The 20,938-nt window shown below is 46.7% G+C and carries 22 protein-coding genes; 11 read left to right on the plus strand and 11 right to left on the minus strand.

Translation table 11 applies throughout. From position 1 onward, the window contains the following. Positions 1 to 65 precede the first annotated feature (65 nt). The 5 genes from JWH17_RS18760 to pyrG all read right to left on the minus strand — a co-directional run bounded on the left by JWH17_RS18760 (position 66) and on the right by pyrG (position 5,210). A complete protein-coding gene (locus tag JWH17_RS18760; protein ID WP_205224198.1) occupies positions 66 to 1,289 on the minus strand; it encodes an LL-diaminopimelate aminotransferase in 1,224 nt (407 codons plus the stop codon). Positions 1,290 to 1,486: 197 nt separating this feature from the next. After that, on the minus strand, positions 1,487 to 2,053 hold the full coding sequence (gene lptC / locus JWH17_RS18765) for an LPS export ABC transporter periplasmic protein LptC (RefSeq protein WP_205224199.1): 567 nt from the start codon (positions 2,051 to 2,053) through the stop codon (positions 1,487 to 1,489). Continuing rightward, positions 2,050 to 2,694, minus strand: coding sequence for a KdsC family phosphatase (locus JWH17_RS18770; protein ID WP_205224200.1), 645 nt, complete (start codon positions 2,692 to 2,694; stop codon positions 2,050 to 2,052). The genes lptC and JWH17_RS18770 overlap by 4 nt, the downstream gene beginning before the upstream one ends. Further along, positions 2,684 to 3,532 (minus strand): 3-deoxy-8-phosphooctulonate synthase, encoded by an 849-nt coding sequence (gene kdsA / locus JWH17_RS18775; RefSeq protein WP_205224201.1) that lies wholly within the window; start codon positions 3,530 to 3,532, stop codon positions 2,684 to 2,686. The genes JWH17_RS18770 and kdsA overlap by 11 nt, the downstream gene beginning before the upstream one ends. A 28-nt stretch (positions 3,533 to 3,560) precedes the next feature. Beyond that, a complete protein-coding gene (gene pyrG / locus JWH17_RS18780; protein WP_205224202.1) occupies positions 3,561 to 5,210 on the minus strand; it encodes a CTP synthase in 1,650 nt (549 codons plus the stop codon). A 236-nt stretch (positions 5,211 to 5,446) separates the two neighbouring features. On the opposite strand from pyrG, the gene JWH17_RS18785 reads away from it, so the two are divergent. Continuing rightward, complete coding sequence (locus tag JWH17_RS18785; protein ID WP_205224203.1) at positions 5,447 to 7,573, plus strand: Tex family protein; 2,127 nt, start codon at positions 5,447 to 5,449, stop codon at positions 7,571 to 7,573. A gap of 155 nt (positions 7,574 to 7,728) precedes the next feature. On the opposite strand, the gene JWH17_RS18790 is transcribed toward JWH17_RS18785, so the two are convergent. Together JWH17_RS18790 and JWH17_RS18795 are read right to left on the minus strand one after the other, a co-directional pair. Further along, positions 7,729 to 8,184 carry an SRPBCC family protein gene (locus tag JWH17_RS18790; protein ID WP_205224204.1) on the minus strand — a complete coding sequence of 152 codons (456 nt, stop codon included), beginning with the start codon at positions 8,182 to 8,184 and terminating at the stop codon, positions 7,729 to 7,731. 77 nt (positions 8,185 to 8,261) lie between these two features. Continuing rightward, positions 8,262 to 8,876, minus strand: a complete 615-nt coding sequence (locus JWH17_RS18795) for a CBS domain-containing protein (protein ID WP_205224205.1) — start codon at positions 8,874 to 8,876, stop codon at positions 8,262 to 8,264. Positions 8,877 to 8,978: 102 nt separating this feature from the next. Here JWH17_RS18795 and glpX point away from each other — a divergent pair, with 102 nt between their 5' ends. Beyond that, complete coding sequence (glpX, locus tag JWH17_RS18800) at positions 8,979 to 9,968, plus strand: class II fructose-bisphosphatase (protein ID WP_232371188.1); 990 nt, start codon at positions 8,979 to 8,981, stop codon at positions 9,966 to 9,968. 90 nt (positions 9,969 to 10,058) lie between these two features. On the opposite strand, the gene JWH17_RS18805 is transcribed toward glpX, so the two are convergent. Genes JWH17_RS18805 through JWH17_RS18815 form a run of 3 tightly spaced genes read right to left on the minus strand, consistent with a single transcriptional unit; the run spans position 10,059 to position 12,076 of the window. Continuing rightward, positions 10,059 to 10,580 carry a type 1 glutamine amidotransferase domain-containing protein gene (locus tag JWH17_RS18805; RefSeq protein ID WP_205224206.1) on the minus strand — a complete coding sequence of 174 codons (522 nt, stop codon included), beginning with the start codon at positions 10,578 to 10,580 and terminating at the stop codon, positions 10,059 to 10,061. A 59-nt stretch (positions 10,581 to 10,639) separates the two neighbouring features. Then, positions 10,640 to 11,389, minus strand: a complete 750-nt coding sequence (locus JWH17_RS18810) for an enoyl-CoA hydratase/isomerase family protein (protein ID WP_205224207.1) — start codon at positions 11,387 to 11,389, stop codon at positions 10,640 to 10,642. A gap of 24 nt (positions 11,390 to 11,413) precedes the next feature. Continuing rightward, a complete protein-coding gene (locus tag JWH17_RS18815) occupies positions 11,414 to 12,076 on the minus strand; it encodes a LysE family transporter (RefSeq protein WP_205224208.1) in 663 nt (220 codons plus the stop codon). Positions 12,077 to 12,180: 104 nt separating this feature from the next. On the opposite strand from JWH17_RS18815, the gene JWH17_RS18820 reads away from it, so the two are divergent. The 7 genes from JWH17_RS18820 (at position 12,181) to JWH17_RS18850 (ending at position 16,726) form a co-directional block, all read left to right on the plus strand. Beyond that, entirely contained in the window at positions 12,181 to 13,392 is a 1,212-nt protein-coding gene (locus JWH17_RS18820; RefSeq protein WP_205224209.1) for an IucA/IucC family protein, read from the plus strand. Between the two features lie 101 nt (positions 13,393 to 13,493). Beyond that, positions 13,494 to 13,868, plus strand: a complete 375-nt coding sequence (locus JWH17_RS18825) for a hypothetical protein (protein WP_205224210.1) — start codon at positions 13,494 to 13,496, stop codon at positions 13,866 to 13,868. A 229-nt stretch (positions 13,869 to 14,097) separates the two neighbouring features. After that, entirely contained in the window at positions 14,098 to 14,307 is a 210-nt protein-coding gene (locus JWH17_RS18830) for a hypothetical protein (protein WP_205224211.1), read from the plus strand. A 430-nt stretch (positions 14,308 to 14,737) separates the two neighbouring features. Further along, on the plus strand, positions 14,738 to 15,064 hold the full coding sequence (locus tag JWH17_RS18835; protein ID WP_205224212.1) for an ArsR/SmtB family transcription factor: 327 nt from the start codon (positions 14,738 to 14,740) through the stop codon (positions 15,062 to 15,064). Then, positions 15,061 to 15,627, plus strand: coding sequence for a YeeE/YedE thiosulfate transporter family protein (locus JWH17_RS18840; RefSeq protein ID WP_205224213.1), 567 nt, complete (start codon positions 15,061 to 15,063; stop codon positions 15,625 to 15,627). Before JWH17_RS18835 ends, JWH17_RS18840 begins: the two co-directional genes overlap by 4 nt. A gap of 10 nt (positions 15,628 to 15,637) precedes the next feature. Continuing rightward, positions 15,638 to 16,192 (plus strand): DUF6691 family protein, encoded by a 555-nt coding sequence (locus tag JWH17_RS18845; protein WP_205224214.1) that lies wholly within the window; start codon positions 15,638 to 15,640, stop codon positions 16,190 to 16,192. Between the two features lie 102 nt (positions 16,193 to 16,294). Continuing rightward, a complete protein-coding gene (locus JWH17_RS18850) occupies positions 16,295 to 16,726 on the plus strand; it encodes a DsrE family protein (RefSeq protein WP_205224215.1) in 432 nt (143 codons plus the stop codon). 124 nt (positions 16,727 to 16,850) lie between these two features. Here the strand turns inward: JWH17_RS18850 and JWH17_RS18855 are convergent, their stop codons facing one another. Then, complete coding sequence (locus tag JWH17_RS18855) at positions 16,851 to 18,458, minus strand: diguanylate cyclase domain-containing protein (RefSeq protein WP_205224216.1); 1,608 nt, start codon at positions 18,456 to 18,458, stop codon at positions 16,851 to 16,853. A gap of 804 nt (positions 18,459 to 19,262) precedes the next feature. On the opposite strand from JWH17_RS18855, the gene JWH17_RS18860 reads away from it, so the two are divergent. Together JWH17_RS18860 and JWH17_RS18865 are read left to right on the plus strand one after the other, a co-directional pair. Beyond that, the gene (locus JWH17_RS18860) at positions 19,263 to 19,592 is read left to right on the plus strand and encodes a hypothetical protein (protein WP_205224217.1); all 330 of its coding nucleotides are present in this window, start codon (positions 19,263 to 19,265) and stop codon (positions 19,590 to 19,592) included. Between the two features lie 87 nt (positions 19,593 to 19,679). Further along, a complete protein-coding gene (locus JWH17_RS18865; RefSeq protein ID WP_205224218.1) occupies positions 19,680 to 19,895 on the plus strand; it encodes a hypothetical protein in 216 nt (71 codons plus the stop codon). The last annotated feature ends 1,043 nt before the right edge of the window (positions 19,896 to 20,938 follow it).

The following is a 20,938-nucleotide window of genomic DNA, read 5'->3' on the forward strand; positions in this document are numbered from 1 at the left end:
CAAAGAAAAACGGCCGGGAGGGGGACGGTGACAGCCACCACATGGGGCTGTCACCGAAAAAAAAATCAGCTTAAGGCACTACTGATACGATCCATAGCTGTGATAACATTTTCACGGGAGTTAAAGGCTGAGATACGGATATAGCCCTGGCCGCATTTTCCAAAGCCTGCTCCAGGGGTACAAACAACCCCGGCTTTATCGAGCAACAAGTCAAAGAAGTCCCAGGAATCACGATCACCCCAAATCCAAATATACGGAGAATTATCTCCGCCAACATATTCAAATCCCAGCTGGCCGATGGCTTTGCCAATGATCTTGGCATTTTCCAGGTACCCATCTATCAGCGCTTTGGTCTGCACCTTGCCTTCAGCAGAGAAAGCAGCTGCGGCTGCACGCTGTACAGGGTAGCTTACCCCATTAAACTTGGTGCAGTGACGCCGATTCCAAAGAGCGTGCAATGCGTGCCGGCCTCCGTTCTGGTCATATGCCATGCACTCTTTCGGCACCACAGTATAGGCGCAGCGGGTCCCGGTGAATCCTGCTGTTTTTGAAAGGCTGCGAAATTCGATAGCGACCTCGCGCGCACCTTCTATTTCATAAATGGAATGGGGAAGACTTTCATCACGGATAAAGGCTTCATAGGCGGCGTCAAACAAAATAAGCGCTTTGTTATCCCTTGCATAATCAACCCATACCTTCAGCTGCTCCTTGGAAATAGTTGAACCGGTCGGGTTATTTGGAAAACAGAGATAAATCATGTCCACCTGCTCCTGGGGCAGATCAGGGACATAGTTATTTTCCCTGGTCGACTCCAGGTAGACAATCCCGTCATAGCGGTCATCATTATAGCCACCGGTTCGTCCTGCCATCACGTTGGTATCAAGGTAAACAGGATACACCGGGTCCGGGATAGCCACCCGCGTATCAAGAGAAAAAATCTCCTGAATATTACCAGAGTCGCATTTGGCACCATCGGAAACAAAAATCTCATCACTATTGACTTCAGCACCGCGGGCCTGAAAATCATTGGCAACGATTGTTTCACGCAAAAAATCATACCCCTGCTCCGGGCCATACCCACGGAAGCCCGCTTCGGTTGCCATTTCATCAACAGCATCATGAAAAGCCTTCACACAGGCAGCAGGCAACGGGTTGGTAACATCGCCAATACCGAGTTTGATCACGTCTTTATCAGGATTATTTTCCTGAAAGGCGGCCACTCGCTTGGCAATGTTGGAAAAAAGATACGATGCCTGCAGTTTTAAGTAATGTTCGTTGATTTTTATCATGCAAAAGGTCCTGTTTTGTTTCGTTGTTATTTATTGCCGAGTTCCTCAAAAAAATACTCCCTGCTGTGCATTTTTTCAGCATTCAACTCCTTTTTGTGGAGTTACAGCATGCCGGGAACATTGTTTTTCCTGTCTCTCTTTGCCTGTTTAATCGTTGCTAACACACTTGCCGAAATCCTATCCATGCCGCGATTGCATTACAGCTCAACTTTCACCCGATCGCTGAAATCGTATCCATCGGTGGAGAGATCATAGTCCATCCGCCCTCCCTCAAGCCTGAAGCCGGGGCCTTGTAAGTCCACATTACCAGGGCTGACGGCCATTTTCGTAGCATCGTAATAATGGAGGAGATCTGTATACAGCACCTCCTTGGTCTCTGGTTTGCTGATCACCACATCATCAATGAGGATAAGATGCCGGTCATCGATGAAGTACTGCCCTTGACGGCTAACGATATGGGTTGGTGCTTTGTCCTTCCCAATGTAGCGGGCATTCACGACTTCCATCTCGATGATACGATCAGTTTTCCCCGTTTTTGCACGTTCTGCGTTGATCAACCACTCTTCCTTACCGTTACTGGTCAAGGTGATCGTAACCGTATCCATTTGAAACTGTTGAGAATTCGTAGCCTGACCGCCAACTTGCTGCTGACCAAACTCACCACGTGGTTTCAGAAAATCAGCCACTACAGGTTGCCAAACGGGACTGGTGACAAACAAGACAAGTGGCACCACCCAGAGCAGGTCGCGCGGTTTTTTCATCATCTGTCAAACCTGGCAAACATCTGTTGATAGGTACCCTGTGACTCCATGATAAGGTCACAGACTTCACGGACGGCTCCCTGACCACCGTTACGTTTGGTAAGATAATGGACCCGCTGCTGGATCTCCACCCTCGCATTGGCAGGAGCGGCAGCAAATCCGACCCTATTCAAAAGCGGTAGGTCAACCCAGTCATCGCCCATGTAAGCGGTATGCATTGGACGAAGGCCTGTCTTTTTCAACACTTCTTCATATACCGAAAGCTTATCAAATTTCCCCTGATACACATGGGTTATTTTGAGTTCTTCCGCTCTCCGGGCAACAATCGATGAATTACGGGCAGTAATAATACCAACTTCAATCCCACTCTCCTGCAGTAGCTTGATGCCAAGTCCATCCTGGGTATGAAAACACTTGGCCTCTTCTCCACTTCCCGTATACACAAGGGAACCATTGGTCAAGACACCGTCAACATCAAGCAGCAGCAATTTGACTTTTTGCGCCTGTCCCAGCGCAGCCTGCCACTCTTTAGTTCTCTCAACGGGGGCGTTCCGTTTCATTGCTCTGGTCCGCAGTGCTTCTGTGAGCTGACAATCCGAAGGATAGTCACCTGGATTAGCCGGCGAACAACCATCAGATATCATCAGCAACTCCTTCGACTGCGTTACGAATTTTCAGCAGTTCAGTCAACAAAGGCTCGACATGTTCAAGCGGCAGCGAGTTAGGTCCGTCACACAAGGCCTTGTCAGGGTCAGGGTGGACTTCCATAAACAAACCGTCTATACCTGCGGCCATGGCAGCCCTTGTCAATGGAGCGATGAAATTTCGCTGTCCGCTGGAAGACTTGCCGGCTCCTCCCGGCAGCTGGACCGAGTGGGTAGCATCAAAAACAACAGGACAGCCAAGGGAACGCATCACCGGTAGAGATCGCATATCAACCACCAGGTTGTTATAGCCAAAGCTGGCACCCCGTTCGGTGAGCAGAATTTTCTCACAGCCACAGCCTCGCAGTTTATTGACTACATGCTCCATGTCCCATGGGCTTACGAACTGTCCTTTTTTGACATTGACCACCTTACCGGTTTTTGCTGCTGCTGCCAGCAAGTCTGTTTGCCGGCATAAAAAAGCAGGTATCTGCAGGATATCGAGACTATCAGCAGCAAGCTCTGCATGGGCGGGTTCATGAATATCAGAAACCACAGGGATGCCCATCTCTGCCCTGAGTTGCCCCAGCTGGCGCAACCCTTTTTCCGGACCTGGGCCACGAAAGGAATCCAGAGAGGTTCTGTTTGCTTTATCAAATGAAGCCTTAAAAACATAGGAAATACCAAGCCGGGTGGTAATACTCTTCATTTCCTGGGCAATTTCCAAGGCCAACTCCGGTGATTCCAACACACATGGCCCAGCCATAAGCAGCAACGGTTGACATGGACCAATACTAATGGTTTTCCCTGCAAAAGGATTAAAAACGACGTTTTTCATAATTGACTGTCTTTATCCAACAAAGTAACTATTTTTTATTGTCCAAAGCCGCTTTGATAAAGGCCTTGAACAATGGATGCGGTCGCATAGGCTTGGACTGAAATTCAGGATGAAACTGACAGCCGAGAAACCAAGGATGATCAGCAATTTCAACAATTTCAACTAAGGTATTGTCCGGTGAAGTCCCGCTGATGACCAGCCCGGCTTCTTCCAGTGGTTCACGAAAGTCGTTGTTAAATTCATATCGATGACGATGCCGCTCACTCACCTCTTCCTGCTGGTAAGCATCCGCAGCATGGGTGTTTTCATGCAGAACACATGGGTACGCGCCAAGACGGAGTGTACCGCCCATATCCGAATGCTCATCTCTGGTTTCTGTTTTCCCAGTTCTAAAGTCGTACCATTCCGTCATCAAATAAATAACCGGGTTGGTAGTAGCACTGTTAAATTCAACCGAATGGGCATCAGCAATCTTTGCAATGTTGCGAGCAAACTCAACCACAGCTAGCTGCATGCCAAGACAGATACCCAAAAAAGGCACCTTATTTTCCCTGGCATAGGTGATAGCCCGAATTTTCCCTTCCATACCTCGGCTACCGAATCCACCTGGAACCAGAATGCCGTCGCACCTTTTCAAACTCGAATCATCAGGATTCTTTTCGAGATCTTCAGCGCTGATATACTCCAGTTCAACCTTGGTATCATTGCCGATACCTCCATGCACCAGAGCTTCATGGAGACTCTTGTAGGATTCGGTGAGATCAACATACTTACCAGTAATACCTATGGTAACAGTGTGCTTGGGATTTTTGATTTTATGAACCAGGTCTTCCCAAGGTTTCACATTGGGCGCACCGGTCCAAATGCCGAGTTTTTCCAGAATCCTGTCATCAACCCCTTCGGCGTGGAGCTTTAAAGGCACTTCGTAAATATTATCAACATCCACCACCGAAATAACGTACTTTGCTTCTACATTACAAAACAAAGCGATCTTTCTTTTCAGGTCGTCGGTGAGCGGTGCTTCGGTACGGCACATGAGAATATCCGGCTGAATACCGGACGCGAGTAGTTCTTTTACCGAGTGCTGGGTGGGCTTGGTCTTGACCTCACCCGCTGTCTTTATATAGGGCACCAGAGTTAAATGAATAAACAGAGAATATTCCTTGCCAAGATCTGAACGAAGCTGGCGAATTGCCTCTATAAAAGGTAATCCTTCGATATCGCCCACAGTACCACCAATCTCAATAATGGCGACATCCACCAAGCCATCGAGCTGAAGGACAGCTTCTTTGATTTCATCAGTGACATGGGGAATAACCTGCACCGTACCGCCAAGATACTCTCCACGACGCTCCTTCATGATCACGGAATAATAAATCCGACCTGAAGTATAATTATTCTTCTGGGCCATCACTGCATTGGTGTAGCGCTCGTAATGCCCCATATCCAGATCGGTTTCAGCACCATCGTCGGTAACGTAGACCTCCCCGTGCTGAAAAGGATTCATGGTTCCAGGATCTACATTTATATAGGGGTCCAGCTTCTGGAAGGTAACTGTCATCCCTCTGGACTCGAGCAACGATCCAATGGCAGCTGCAGACAGGCCCTTTCCTAAAGAGGAGAGGACACCGCCGGTAATAAAAATAAATTTCGTCTTTTTGCTTAACGGTTGCTTCATGCGTTCACCTGATCAATTCTGTAGGGGGGAAAATAAGTCAGCCGGCGGCTGTCATTTTTTGGCTGGAAGAAAACTATACACGATCTGTTGCCGGTTGACAATACAAGGAGGGCGGGGTAAAGGCATAATTCCGTGACCATAGAAAGGTGTGCCTCATCATATCCACCATCTGCACGGAACCTGCCAGTCGCCGTTTTTCGAACTTCTTCTAATTTCACACACAAAAACATACTGTTATGCAGAACTACACCACCAACATTGCCCGTGAAATGACCATAAATCAGGGCCAGGTAAGCGCAGTGTGCGAACTGCTTGACAGCGGAGCAACCCTGCCCTTTATAGCCCGTTACCGAAAAGAGTCGACAGGTGGTCTCGATGAGATTCAGATTGCTGCCATCCGTGATCGCCTTGAACAGGTCAAAGAGCTCAATAAACGACGCGAAAATATCCTCAATTCGCTCAAGGAAAGAGAATTACTCAACCCTGCCCTTTGTGCATCTGTTGAGGCGGCACAAACTCTAAGCGAACTGGAAGACGTCTATCTTCCCCATCGGCCAAAACGTAAAACCAAAGCTGCCATTGCCAGACAAAAAGGGCTGGAGCCTATGGCTAGGGCCTTGTTCAACCAACAGTCTGATATTCCTCGACCGGAAACTTTTTTAAACCAGGAGCATGGTCTGCTCATCGCAGAAGATGTCATGGCCGGCAGCCGGGATATTATTGCTGAATGGATGAGCGAAGACAGCGGCACCAGGAACAAACTCAGGCAGTTGTTTGCCACCAAAGCGATCATCACTTCACGCGTCATAGAAAAAAACAGAGAGAACGGTAAAAAGTTTCAAGATTATTTCGATCGCCAGGAACCCGCCGTAAAGATACCAGGCCATCGCCTGCTGGCAATGTTCAGGGGAGAACAGGAAAAGATTCTCCGCCTCACCATCCGCCCGCCGGAGCAAATCGCCATGGAGTTATTGCATACCAGATATGCAAGGCGAAATAGCGTTGCTGACCAACAGCTCCAACTTGCGGCTGCTGACAGTTACAAGAGGCTGCTTGCGCCCTCGCTGGAAAATGAACTCCGTGCCCAGTTAAAGGATCAGGCAGACCAGGAGGCTATTGCTGTTTTTTCCGACAACCTCACAGAACTTTTGCTGGCTCCCCCTCTTGGACAAAAGTCAGTCATGGCACTGGACCCCGGCTTTCGAACCGGGGCCAAATTGGTCTGCCTGGATCGCCATGGTGCCCTGCTCCACCATACAACTGTTTTTCCGACTTTATCGCACAAGCAGCAACAGGAAGCTGCAGCAACAGTGCAGACACTCTGCAAGCAATACGCTATCGAGGCAATTGCCATTGGTAACGGAACTGCCGGCAGAGAAACAGAAGCCTTTATCCGCAGCCTTGGCCTTCCGCCAGAGATCATCGTGACCATGGTTGACGAGAGTGGGGCTTCGATCTACTCCGCATCGGAAATTGCTCGTGAGGAATTCCCGGATCATGATATCACGGTTCGCGGTGCGATTTCCATTGGCAGGCGGCTACAGGATCCCTTGGCAGAGCTGGTCAAGCTGGACCCACAATCCATCGGGGTAGGTCAATACCAGCACGATGTGCAACAGAAGGCGCTGCAACAAGGACTTGATGATGTGGTGATGCGTTGCGTTAACATGGTTGGAGTCGATGTCAACACAGCCAGCCGATCTCTGCTCACCTATGTGTCGGGCTTAGGACCAGGTCTTGCGAAAAACATCATTGATTTAAGAAACAAACAGGGAGCCTTTACCTCCAGAAAGGCCCTTATGCAGGTACCTCGCCTGGGGGCGAAAGCCTTTGAGCAATGCGCTGGTTTTCTGCGCATCAGCAATGCTGCCAACCCACTGGACAACTCTGCCGTCCACCCGGAAAGATATGGCCTGGTGGAACAGATGGCTAAAGACGCCGGCTGCAGTGTCCGCGACCTGATTGCGTCTAAGGAGCTGCGTCAGCAGATAGACATAAACAGATATATTACCGCAGAGGTAGGTAAACCTACCTTGCAGGATATTCTCGCCGAGCTGGACAAACCCGGCCGAGACCCACGAACCTCCTTTACCGCTTTTACCTTTACCGAAGGCATCAATACCATGGAAGACCTGGAGCCGGGAATGGAGCTACCTGGAATAGTGACCAATGTCACCAAATTCGGTGCCTTTGTCGACATCGGCGTCCATCAGGACGGCCTTGTCCACATCAGTCAACTTGCCGACAAATTCATTAGTGATCCCAGTCAAATAGTAAAAGTTCGTCAACATGTCCAGGTCCGTATCCTTGAGGTTGACATTGCCAGAAAACGGATCAGCCTGTCCATGCGGAAAGACAGGTAAAAGCGCTCTTATTTTCAGGGGATTAACCGATTTCCTCTGCTGCAGGAGCCTGTTGGATAACAGGATTTTTTTCTCAAATCAGGTAAGCCCCGCCTCCGAGGCATTTTCAGGAAATAACACCGATATGAGAGAAAAAGACATTCTTCGTTAGACTCCTACCCGGTAGAGAGCACATCAGCCAGTTGTTGCCGACGATAGTCGAAAATCCTGTTCAGGGTTTTCTCTATATGCACCCAATGGAGTACGGTTCCAAGTGGACCGAATGGCGGCTGATAATGGACCCGGTCTAAAAGGAGAACGTGGTCTCCCTGTTGCTGGATCTCGTGATAATGATACCAAAAACGATAGGGCCCCAGTCTCTGCTCATCAACAAATGAATGGTGCTCACGAATGTGCTTAATCTCTGTAACCCACCCATGGGTGCCCATGAAAGGAATGCTCACTCGGTATTCTACGATGAGCCCGTTGTACATGATGTCCGGGGTATCTGAAACAATTTGAAAACGAAGATCCGGGGGCGTAATCCGGTTCAAGTTAGCGGGATTCTGTAAAAAATGCCATGCCTTGTCAAGGGATGTGCTCACCTGTTGCTCTCGTTCCAGTATATACATGCGCAACTCCATTAAAATGTTTTTTTTTCACATCACAATCATCTTCTCAACGCTCTACCTTTTTGCGACTACGAACCTCAGCCCCATAAAGAGAGCGTCGGATGTTCGGCCACTGCTCGGATGATATCTGTCCGAGTAACGATGCCCACGATCCGGTCAAAATTATCGACAATGGGTAAACTGTTGAAGTGGTAGTCATTGAGCACCTGGGCTACCCGGCGAATATCTGAAACCGGGTCAGCTGTTATTACCTTGGGCGACATTATTTCCGACAACGGTTTATCAGCAGGTCTGATAATAGTCTCACCGTCGACAATCATCTCCTTGAGTAAATCCTCTTTGGCTAACATACCAGCCAGCAGCCCCTTATCACTGAGTACCGGCACCTGGCTGATTTTATTTTTCCATAATATTTCCCAGCAGTCCTCAGGTAAAAAATTATCGCGTACCGTGATAACCGGAGATTGCATGACCTGGTTGGCATGATAAATGGTCCGTTCCTTTGGGAGCTGCAGGGTTTTCTTGTAAGCACGGATAGCGGATTGTGAGACAGACGAGGCAAATTGTTGCTGCTGCTCCTCTTCTGCTTTACGTCGATGGGAAGAAAGAGTGGATCTAACGCTATTAACTCGATATAGTTGCTCAAGTGAATCCCTGAAGCTTCGACCTGTTACATCATAAATGGCAAACATGTATTTTCCCCTCAGGTTAAAAACAGACAAACAAAAATTATCTGCCTTATAACAAGATAATCAGCAGGAAGTACTTATCAATCCCAACCCCCACCATAGCATATGAATACATCGATCTATAGAAATCTAGGTATGGAACTTGTTCGGGTTACCGAGGCAGCAGCCCTTTCCGCTGCAGCTTTTATGGGCACAGGCGACAAGGAAGGGGGTGACAAGGCTGCAGTAGATGCCATGCGGGCCGTCCTGAAAAGTGTGGATATGCACGGCGTGGTCATCATCGGTGAAGGTGAGAAAGACGAAGCGCCGATGCTGTTTAATGGAGAAAAGGTTGGCAACGGCAACGCACCTCGTCTTGACATTGCTGTTGATCCGGTTGAGGGTACCAGACTCCTTGCCTATGGCAGGCCGAATTCGATCGCAGTCATCGCTGCCTCTCCGGAAGGCAGCATGTGGGATCCAGGCCCCTCTCTGTATATGGATAAAATCGTTGTCGAAAAAGCGGCCGGAGAGGCGATAGATATCACCGCGCCGGCTGCCGATAATCTGCATAACATCGCGCAGGCCCTTCATCGCCACGTAACCGACCTTACGGTTTTTGTGCTCGATAAGCCACGCCACACAAAGCTCATAGAGGAGATCCGAAGTACCGGCGCTCGTATTTCTCTGCACACTGACGGGGATGTAATGGGAGCCCTCATGGCTGCGGTACCGGGCACAGGAGTGGATGTGCTCATGGGGATTGGTGGCACTCCGGAAGGGGTTATATCTGCCGCTGCAGTAAAAGCACTGGGCGGCGGCATGCAGGCCATGGCTGCCCCCCAACTTGCGGCAGAGAAAGAGGCCCTTGCTGCGGACAGCACTTTTCTCCCAAACCAGGTTCTCCAGTTAAACGACCTCATCCATTCCGACGATGCCTTCTTTGCTGCCACCGGCATCACTTCCGGTTCTTTTCTTGAGGGCGTCCATTTTGACAGGGCTGGAGGCGTCACAACCCACAGTATAGTCATCCGGGCCATAACCGGTTCAATCAGACATATCAAAGGCATCCATCAGCTCAACCCGGAACACGTCTTTGGGGAGCAGACCAAGTAACCCGGCAACAGTATTTATGAGTCGTGGCAAACTCCATCAACCTGAGCGACTGGCCGCTCAGGTTGATGGGCTGTTCCTGGAAAATGTGGCTCAGGCAGTCAGTTCCTTCACCACTGCCCGCATAAAATCCGGTAAATCATCAGGGGTGCGACTGGTGATTATCTTTCCATCAACAACCACGGCCTCATCCACCCAGTCGGCTCCGGCATGAATCAAATCATCCTTAATGGCGAAAAAAGAAGTCACCCGCCGGCCTTTGAGGACCTTGGCTGACGCCAGCATCCAGCCTGCATGGCAGATCGCAGCCACCACTTTGCCTTGCTCTACTCCTTCGGCAACGAGCTGTACCATGGCAGGATAACGACGCATCATATCCGGGGCAAAACCACCGGGGATGATGATACCGTCGAAATCTGCAGCCTTAACATCATCAGCAGAGACATCCTGCTGCACATCGGTTCCGGGCTTACCGTTATATGTGTCAGTTCTTCCCGAACCGACAACCACGACCTCGGCCCCTGCCTCTAAAAGACGATAATAGGGGTACCAGAATTCATAGACGTTGAACAGTTCTTCCACCAGAATCGCTATCTTCTTACCTGCACACTCCATACACTCCTCCTTGGGTTAAGATATCCTGCAAAACGTGGTTACACTCCTCGCTACAGTACTTAAAAATTTTTCGCAGCCTCCCTGAGGCCAACCTGGACCTGATCATTGAACCAACAATCAAGAAAAGCTGCATTTTGGGCTGCCGCTTCCTGTAGATAGCGCTGCCTGACAGGCTCCGTATAATTGGCTTTGATGGCAGCAAATGCCGCTGGTTGTAATTTTGCCATGGCAGCAACTTTTTCCACAGCTGCTTGCTGAAGAGTCTCGACAGGATGCAATTCATCAACCAAGCCAATTGCTTCAGCCTCAGGCAGGGACATAAACGCACCACTGTACATCATGCGGATCGCTCGTCGCTCTCCCACAACCTGTTTGAGCAGCATGTCGGGTAAAAAAGGAACCGGAATGCCCAAGGTAATCTCGTTCAATCCGATTTTCCGACTTTCACTGGCTGCAAAGCGGTAGTCACTGGTGAGCGCCAGAATATTCCCTCCAGCCACGGCATGACCGGCAACAGCACTGACAGCGGGCAATGGAAATATATAGAGATCGAGAATAAGCTGATTAAACTCTTCCCAAAATACGGCCATCGCTGCTTGGTCTAATTCAATTAAAGCGGGTAGGTCAAGACCGATAGAAAAAAATTTCTCACCACCGCATAAAACCAGCCCTTCGGAATCAAACTGTATCGTTTTCAGCGCTGCAGAAAGCTCTTTAACCATTTGCGGGGATATTGCGTTGGTAACGCCATTATTCAAGCTTAGCACAGTAATATTGCCTTGCTTTGCCACCTCTATCGTCTTTACCATAGCTACCCCTCAAATCTGAATTTATTATATAATTTTGTGTGCTTGCAGGATAAAATATCCCTTACCAAGGCCACTGTAAAAAAAATAACAGGAAAAAATCATTAAAAAAGCTGCGCAAACAAAAATAAGCCTCCGATAAAAAGTATCGCTAAAATATCGTTTCCCTTTGGCAACTCCGAAAGAAATAAGGCTGTACCAGGCAAGATCGGCCAAAATATGGCCTGTAAAAAAGGCACCAATCCCCAAAAAACCAAATTTGGCGGCATACATGATATAGCCGATGCCGATCGTGGCCCACCAGATGAACCAATACGGGTTGGAAAGACTGAGCAGGATACCGGCCAGAACAAGGCTCCTGGTTTGCTCTTGGTTGTCGACATCATGAAGCTGCAAAGTAGGCAGCTCTTTTATCATCGAGCAGGCCATCCACAATAAAATAATGCCACCCAGCAGGGAGACGACCACAAAGACATCATCCCTGGTAAAAAAAGGCGCAAGGCCGGCCAGCAGGGCAACAACCAGCGTAAGCTCCAGCAACCCGTGGCCAAAGATCATCAAAGGACCTGCCACCACGCCTCTGCGCGTGCTTTCACTCACGGTAACGGTAAGCACCGGCCCAGGCATGAGAGCGCCGGACAAGGCCAGGATAAAAGAAGTGGAAAAGATGGTAATCAGAGAAAAGAGCATATTTACTCTCACATTTTTTTGGCAATAAAGCTAAACTTTACCCATCATATATAAAAAAACACCTATATTCTAACGTCAGCAACCTATTTTATCCAGGTGTTACCATGATCCCATCTCTCCAATACCTAGACAGATATCGTAACGAAGGAACCAGAACCTATAGCAAGCATTCAGCGTACACTGAGGCGAAGGAACTGTATCGCCCCAATGCATCGCAGAAAAATTTCATTGTCAATGCTTTTGCAATACCGCGCCAGGACCTCCTGATTTATACCGCCAATCCTCCCCAGGAGCTCAGCGTCTCTTATCTTGGCAAGGAGAAGGCCCTCTTCTGCATTCACCCCCAAGTGCTTGAAGAATATACCACCGACCCTTACGTGCAAGCTGTTATAAAAACCAGTAAAAGCAGACGGAAAATAGAAGTTATTCCAAGCTCTTCTACGAGAACACTCTACGTCAAGTCAGCCTTCCCCCACGCTATAAAGCTTCACTTTCCTTTTCGCGTTTCCCGCTACAATAGAAAAATGCGCGATGAGGTGATTGAACAGGCGGTCAATGTCTCCCGCGACATGGAATACGGAATAGATAACTTTGACCCTACGTTTGCCTACCTTCGGGAAGTAATCGGCATCTCGTACGCTAACCTTAATACGTCATCATCCCGTGGGGAAAACTGGGGATATCTGATACGCGACATGCGCCCTTTCCCCGTCTGCCGGGAAAAGAGAGCATTGATTCCAGGCTTTGCACTATACGGCAAAGATTTTTTTACCGCTGAACAAGCCCCCCTTCTTTATAGCCTTATTGATGCAGCAGATCCTGTGGAATTTATTCTTGGCCGGATAATGCTGCCCATCATACACCATTGGGTGCAGTGCTTCAGCACCTTTGGCTACATGCTGGAACCCCATGGGCAAAATGTGCTCCTGGAACTGGATGATGAGCAAAATATCACTCGCATAGTGCATCGAGATTTAAGCGTAGGCATAGATATGCGCCGCCGTCAGGACCTACAGATTTCGTCTACCCATCTCAATCAGTATAATCGGATGGATTATGGCCAATTTCTCAGTATTGCCTATGATATGTTCATGGGGAGCCACTTTTTTGATCGGATCGTTGCCTGCTGCCGCGAAAAATTTCCAGGACTCACAGATGAAGATTTTCGCAAGCCCTGCCGCCAGACATTTGAAAAAATATTCCCGGAACATAGAAAATACTTTCCGGCAACCATTCATTATTTCAGCGAACAAAGAGATCGATACAACAAACCACTATACAAGGATACAGGCAAAAAACCTCAGTGGCGCCCTTGAATGGAAAATAGCTACAATCCGTCACTGTTCAGCAGTGCTCAAGGTGATTTAGTGGTATATTACTTTTTTACGCTTAACAGCACCTTCAAAAAAGGACAATTATGACAGTAGAACAAGCAAACTTAATCGCTACAGTGATAGGCCTGCTCGCAGTCTTCGGTATTATTGTAATGTTTTCCTCTCTAGGTAATTCCAAAAAAGATGAGGCTATCCCCCTTCCAACAGGGCCTCTTCCAACAGGAGCGGCAACACTTATTGTAGGCTCGCCGGTGTGTGAAAATGCAAGCTGGGTGTGGAGATATGCATCAAGCATGGCTGACAACAACGTGAAAAAAGCAGAGGCGGCGCTTAAACATTGCACTATTATTACAACAGCCAGCCCTATTAACATCGAAGCCTGGAGTGACAAACAGCGAATAGCTAAAATAACCTATAACGGTTCCGTTGGCTTCACCCACGCTGGGGCTGTTGAGTAAAAACCATTCAAGGCACCCGACGTAGTTAGACCATGGCAATCTATTTCACAGATCTAAGCAAACGGAGGTCGGGCGAGAGTCATCTTTCAAAAAATAAGATGTGAAAAAGTATTGATAGCCTGTTGCCATAAACCCTTTCCTTCTTTCCTTCATATTGCTTTCATTTTTTCCTTTTACCTTGTTTCCATCGCCGAATTACTTCGGGAACATCAAGAATCAGGAGAAGAAAATGAAAGGTTCAACACGAGGATATATAGCTCTTTGCTTTTCCATCTGGTTTGTCTCGCTGATCATTGCCAGTGCCGCGTGGCTCAATACACTAGCGGAACTGGAGACACCTATAGCCATGCCTGTTCAGGCTGGAGAGCAGTATGCAAATATAGGCGGCACCACCATACATGTACCTGCCAACAATCACAAAAATTTCAAGCGGATTTAAGGGTACTTTGAAAAAACAAGTTTCCGATCAAGGTCAGCCGGGCATCTGTTCAGAGGAGCACAATGATGCTATCTTGAAGGATTTCCACCGGGTTCGATCTCCTGTCGTTTTGCGCTTACCTTGTTATGCTCAACATTTTTTTATATATTTTTTCTTAAAAGCACGGCAAGGCACACTACTTTCACCTGGAGAATCCCGCATGATAAATCTTCAGTAAAGAGGATCTTCGAACTGATTTGCCAGAAAAAGGAAAAAATAACTCTTTCCCATAAACCGGAAGGCGTAAGGCAGAGCTTATCAGCTCTGCCTTTTTTTTCATATCTTCAATCAGCCTTACATGTGTGATTAGCATCACTCATGGTAAAGCTTGACAACCCTACACATTAGAATTAACTAATTTAGTATATTCTAATTTAAGTTATACGCCATTATGGAACAGATTGACCCTAATAAATTACAAAAAAATGCGAAAAAGGCTGCCGGCCTGCTTAAAAGCATGAGTCACCCAAGCCGACTGATGGTGCTTTGCCATCTGATGAATGGGGAATGCCCGGTGAGTGTACTGAACAAGGCTGTCCCTTTAAGTCAGTCGGCTCTATCGCAGCACCTGGCAAGTCTACGTGATGCCGGTCTTGTGGAAACGAGGCGTGAAAGCCAGATCATCCATTACCGGCTGAACAGCGAGGCCGTTGCAGATATCCTGCAAGTCCTTTACCGCATTTACTGCAAACCGAAAAATGAGGAGGAATTGACATGAGCGGACAATTAAACTGGTTTAAAGGAGGCCTTTTACTGGGAGCGGCCTTTCTCTTCGCTGTCGCATTGGTGAAGCCCATCGGGGTTTCCACTCAATTTGTCATAGCTGACGGCATTATATGGAATCTTTTTTCCGATACCATCGTCCAGGAAAATCCAGAAAGGAAGACAGGCTATTCCAGCCCAAACGCCTACTTGGACAAAAGCGACGGTAAATACGCGAAAAATATAGCGAACCCAATTAACTACAGCTTTATTTTTGTTCTTGCCATGATAGCAGGAGCATTCTTATCATCCAAGTTGGGCGGCCCCACCCCCAGCGCACAAGACCGCCAAGCCCCCCAAGTCTGGCGACAGCGCTTCGGGGAAAACCCTTTCGCCCGTTATATAATAGTATTCTTTGCCGGAATTCTTGTGCTTTTCGGTGCCCGTCTGGCCGGAGGCTGCACCAGCGGCCATATGATGAGCGGCATGATGCAGACATCCCTCAGTGGATATCTGTTTGCCCTCGGCGCTTTTGCTGCAGCCATTCCGGCAGCCATATTAATCTACAAGAGAAAATAAGAGATTTATCATGGATACTCTACTAGCGATCATCCTTGGAATTTTTTTCGGTTTTGCCCTGCAGCGGGTGGGGGCAAACAACCCTCAAAATATAATCAACATGCTGCGCCTCAAAGATCTGCATCTCATGAAAGCCATCTTTTTTGCTATTGGCATCAGCAGCACTCTGCTTTTTCTGCTTATGGCCGTCGGCATCATCGATAGCGGACACCTCTCAGTGAAAAGCAGCTACTTTGGCGTTATTCTCGGCGGTGCACTGCTCGGGCTGGGATTTGCCATAGCGGGCTACTGCCCCGGCACAAGTCTAACTGCTCTTGCAGACGGCAGGAAGGATGCCCTCTTTTTTGTCGGCGGCGGACTGGTTGGCGCCCTGGTATATACTCTGGTTTACGGCACGATCGAAGAGACCTGGCTGTTCGACAAGATTGCAGGAGGCAAGGTGATGCTTGCAACCGGGTCTGAAAAATTTGAACCACTGCTGCCTATGATTCCCGGCACCTTGCTGGCCGTAGCCATTGGTATTGTTTTTATGCTTATCGCCTGGAAATTACCGGAAAAAATCTGATACCGTTTTTACCCCAAAGCCCATTCTTTGGACGGGCTTTGGGATATTTTCCGATGATAATTACATTTTTAAAATGCTCAACACCAACGATGAGGCCAAAAAATGTATAGACGTATGATTATGTTATTTCTTGCAGCTTTACTCGCTATTCCGACCATTGGAATTGGTTCCGAGATCTCTAAAAATATGTTTATTGTCGTAACAACAGACGATCCAATTACCCAGTTGATGTCAATGGTGCTGGCCACACAGACATCGAAAAAAGGAGCAACGGTGGATGTCCTTCTTTGTGGAGAAGCAGGTTCACTGGCTGTCAAAAATTCACCGGAGGTACTTTTAAAGCCAAAAAACATATCCCCGCAGATGCTACTGAAAAATCTACTTCAAAATAGCGTTAGTGTAGAGATTTGCCCACCATATTTGCCGAACAAAGAAAAAACAACAGCGGACCTAATAGATGGGGTGGCTGTTGCAAAACCATCTCAGGTAGCAGATAAACTTCTTCATAAAGACACACAAATTTTAAGTTATTGATGGATGGTGGTTCAGCCACGTCCATCGCCTTTGAATAATGCAAATAAGGCTATAACGCGCTGAACCATCTCACTTTTTTAAAGTCTACCAAGACTATATTAGGCAACTATCCAAAAAAATCTGGTCACTTACCACTCCAAATCACAGGCTGTTTGCCCCAAAGGGTGTAGGCACTTTTCCCTGCTTTTTTGGAATCATACAGGGCCATATCTGCTTTTTTGAACAATTCACCGAAGTCTCCAACACCGGCATCAATGGCACCCCCGATACTGACAGAAATATTGGTATGCGGAAACTTCCGGGTAACTTTTGCTGCAAACCCTGCCAACAGGTGCTCTGCCGAATCTTTCGGCCGGTCCTCACCATCAATTTCGGTAAGCATAATGGCAAATTCATCGCCGCCAAGACGAAAGAGATTGTCAGCAGAAAACAGCTGCAGCAGCAAGTTGGAAAAGGCTATCAGCACTCGGTCTCCTTCATCGTGACCATGTCGATCATTGACTTCCTTAAAGTTATCGAGATCGGCGAGCAACAGTGCCGTCCCTGGTTGACACGGGGTTTTCCTCATAAAATCCTGAAGACTGCGTCGGTTATTCAATTTGGTTAAATGATCGGTGTTGGCATCGATGAGCAGCTTGTTTTTGTATTGATGCTCAAGAGTTACATCGATAAAAAGATAGACATGGCCTGCCAGCACGTCAAATACATCCAGCAGTTTTTCGTCATGAATTTTTAAAACTTTATTTTTTGAAATAAGCAACGTGCCGTCAGCTTCCCTCTCAATAAGCCATCTCTTACTGCGAGTATATGATTTGGATTCATCGATCAAAAAATCAACTTTTTTACCGATAAACTCGGTACGATCAAGAACAAAGATATCGATAAATTTTTGATTAACACTCGTAATATTCCTGTCTTTGTCGGTTACCATGACAGCAAAAGGCAGGCCTTCAATCAAAATATTGAGCTCGATCAGCAAGTTCTGCAAGTCAGTTACATCGTGAGCAAATCCAACCGTGCCGATAACCTCACCATCGATGTCAAAAATCGGTGATTTATAGGTTTTAAATTTACGAAGTTCATCACCGCATTTCACCGTTTCATCAAACAAACAGGTTTCCTTTTTATTGAGAACAATCTCTTCAGAATCTAGGCAAATAAATTCCCCCTGGGTGTATTCATCTGGTTCAATATCCCAAATGTAGTAATGCCCGCGGCCTTCTACCTGAGCCTTGGTCTTATTGACGGTGCGGCAGAAACTATCGTTGACTTTAAGGTGGGCTCCTCGGGCATCTTTGTACCAAATAAGCTCGGGCAGACTGTCTATCAGGGTATCCAGATATTTTTGGCCCAGGATCACTTCTTCCCGTTCTTTAAAACGCCTTAAGATCCCGGCAAAGGAGGACTGGAGTTTATCATCAGCAAAAGGTTTGATCCAGACTTGGTCAAACAGATGGTAATGCTCTGCTAAAACAGGAAAGCTATTGCGGGTAAAACAACCTATCACGGCAACTTTGTCATTCTTGATTGTCTTAATACGATCCAAGGACTTGGGGGCAGCGGTGTCGAAATCCAGGATAATGACCGAGTAGTCGCTAAAGTCGATTTCATCGACATTATGTGAACAAAGAAACTGATGGGAAAACCTTTCCTCGGGTTCCACTCCCTGAAGAATCATTTCGAGTTGAGGATCATGAGTTGCAATATAGATTTTTAGTAACCGATGATACATCGCTTAACCCCTCGGCAAAAAAAGCAAAAAAGTATTAAATACCAGACGCATCCAAGGATGATGTAAATTTAAAAAAATATACTCGCAAGAAATCCGGAGAACAGGCCGCAGCATCCATGAAAATTTAATCTACAAAATTCTATCCGAAAATAAGGCTTTATTCAAATTCAAGGTATGTAAATAAAATTTAGGGTCCGCTATCTATGATAGCTTCGCCACTTTAGAAAGCGGGGGAAAAAACTTTATTAATATAGAAAGATACCTCTTGGGTAGGAGCACTTCCTGTTTATCACTATTTTTTAGAAAAATATGGTCATATTTTGTCTGTGCAGAATAGATTTAGCCGCCCTGTTTGTCTATCCTGTCTAAGGCCCCTGACCACTTCTCAGTTGCCAGGCTAGAAAGAGATATTTGCAAACTGTTGTTAATGAAGAAGGTGAAACAGAAACCTATGGCATAGTCGGCAATGACAGCAGCGTCAGCAAAATTTTGCTATTGTTTTATAGATGAAAAATTGAGGCATTAAAAAGTAAAATAAGTTTTTCGGAGTTACCTAGTGAGTATTAGACAAAAATATACATATCACTTGGGCGATGACTACAACAAGGTTCATAGGAATGCCCATTGCATCCTTCCTCGGTACATAGGAGAGGATAAACCTATTAATTTCCATGACCAAGAAAAATAGGTTTCGTTTTTCAGCAAACGACTTGTACCCAAAATCGACCCAAGCAGAACCACAGTTCTCCTCCTATTCTCCAATCCACATCCTCACTCGATAAGCCAAATCCATTTTGGAGCTTCATGGCCGATGCGGGCTCGTTTCACATAGATTCTATCGATCCTACAAAACTACGAAAAAAGTTTCTTGCCAACGCGAATGATGAACGATTTAATCTTATTTGTTACTGCTGCTATGATTTTCCGACTGAAAAACCAGACCAGATAAAAGACATTTTTGGTCCAACTTGCTGGGAAAAACAAAAAGAGTCAACACTTAGTGGAAAAATCTCGCCTTTAGAAAAATCGACTTCCGGGGGAGATTATATAAACGAGATGAGCCAAGCAAAGATCTGCCCCCTTAGACTTCATAAAACAAGGTTCACGCTGAACCAGTACATGGGAGAACACTGACGACCACATTGAAATCTTCAAATATGTTAATTATTGTGGTTCCCGACATGAACACTTTCATTTGAATCATTAATAAGAGGTAACCTTATGCCATACAGTGATGCTGCACACGACCTTCTTGCTGAATATAAATTACTTGAGGAACAAGAAGCTGCAGCAACAAAAAATATGAATGAATACTTACAAAAGGGTGGAGATGATATTTTCAACTTAACGAAACTCTCTGAAAAAATGGAACAAGTTCACTTGACCAAGATACAAGTGTACGAGCAATTGCAACAATATAGGATCGATGAGGAATGAAACCATCATCTCAACGACTTCCCTTTTAAAAGGGGCCATGGGTAAAGATTTTGGTGTGCAGGTCAGTGGCACAGGGGTTGGTCAGCACAGACTCCCAACAAAAAACACTCAGTTCAAAAAGACACTAGAAGTCTTGATATAACGGGAACTTTCGGAGGAAATCGTTCCCCCATGCATCAACAGAGAATTAAGCCGTGGGCTGTCCCCAGATGATGTACTTCAATACTATCAATGGTGCCATGAAGCAAATACCGGCAACATGGAAGGTATTTGCAGCTTTGGAGGTTCAATGTATGATGGCAAGTTGGGATGAAAAAAAAGCGTTCAGGACGCTGGGATTGAAATGCGATGAACGAAACAATACCATCATTTTTAGTAGTCTTATTCCTTGTACCAGCACTTTTGGTAGAGGTGGATAATAATGACTAAAGACCTCACCACCTCTTTAGTTGCACGGGAAAATGTCCTTAATTGCAGGTCAGGAAATACCTTCTGACCTAATCATGCTCAGCCTGTATAACCTTGAACACTTTATATTCAGCTAGGTAAGCAGAGGTCAATACCCATGTATACGGGGGTATCTTGAAGGTTTAGCTTCCGTACCCCAGGGTATACAGAAAGGGCCACCCAGTATCTACAGAATCGATACTACAGAGTGATACTCAATACCTGGCCCATGTTGACTCTGGAGTCAGTTGATTAGTTCTACAGGGGATCAAGAAGGTCGGATGATGTAGAGTTCTGTCTGGTGCAACAGTAGAGGGACAAGTGAAAGTCAACGAACAGGAGGATAGACAAAACAAAGATACAACTTGCTTCACTATAGCTTAACCAAGCTAGTGTCTGTCCGCGAGAAGCTATTTATTTGATTTAGTAAGAGAAAATCGCCTTTTAAGGGGTGCTCTTTTTACGATTCCTGGTAAAGTTTTTTTAGTAAGTCGCTAAAATTACTTGATTAACTATTTCCGGAAATCGAAAAAGATGCGAAAAACTCACAATCAACAGCTACCTTTAGCAGAGGCTGCCCCTGACCACCCCAAGGC

This window comes from Desulfogranum marinum (genome assembly GCF_016918565.1).
Taxonomy (GTDB): domain Bacteria; phylum Desulfobacterota; class Desulfobulbia; order Desulfobulbales; family Desulfobulbaceae; genus Desulfogranum; species Desulfogranum marinum.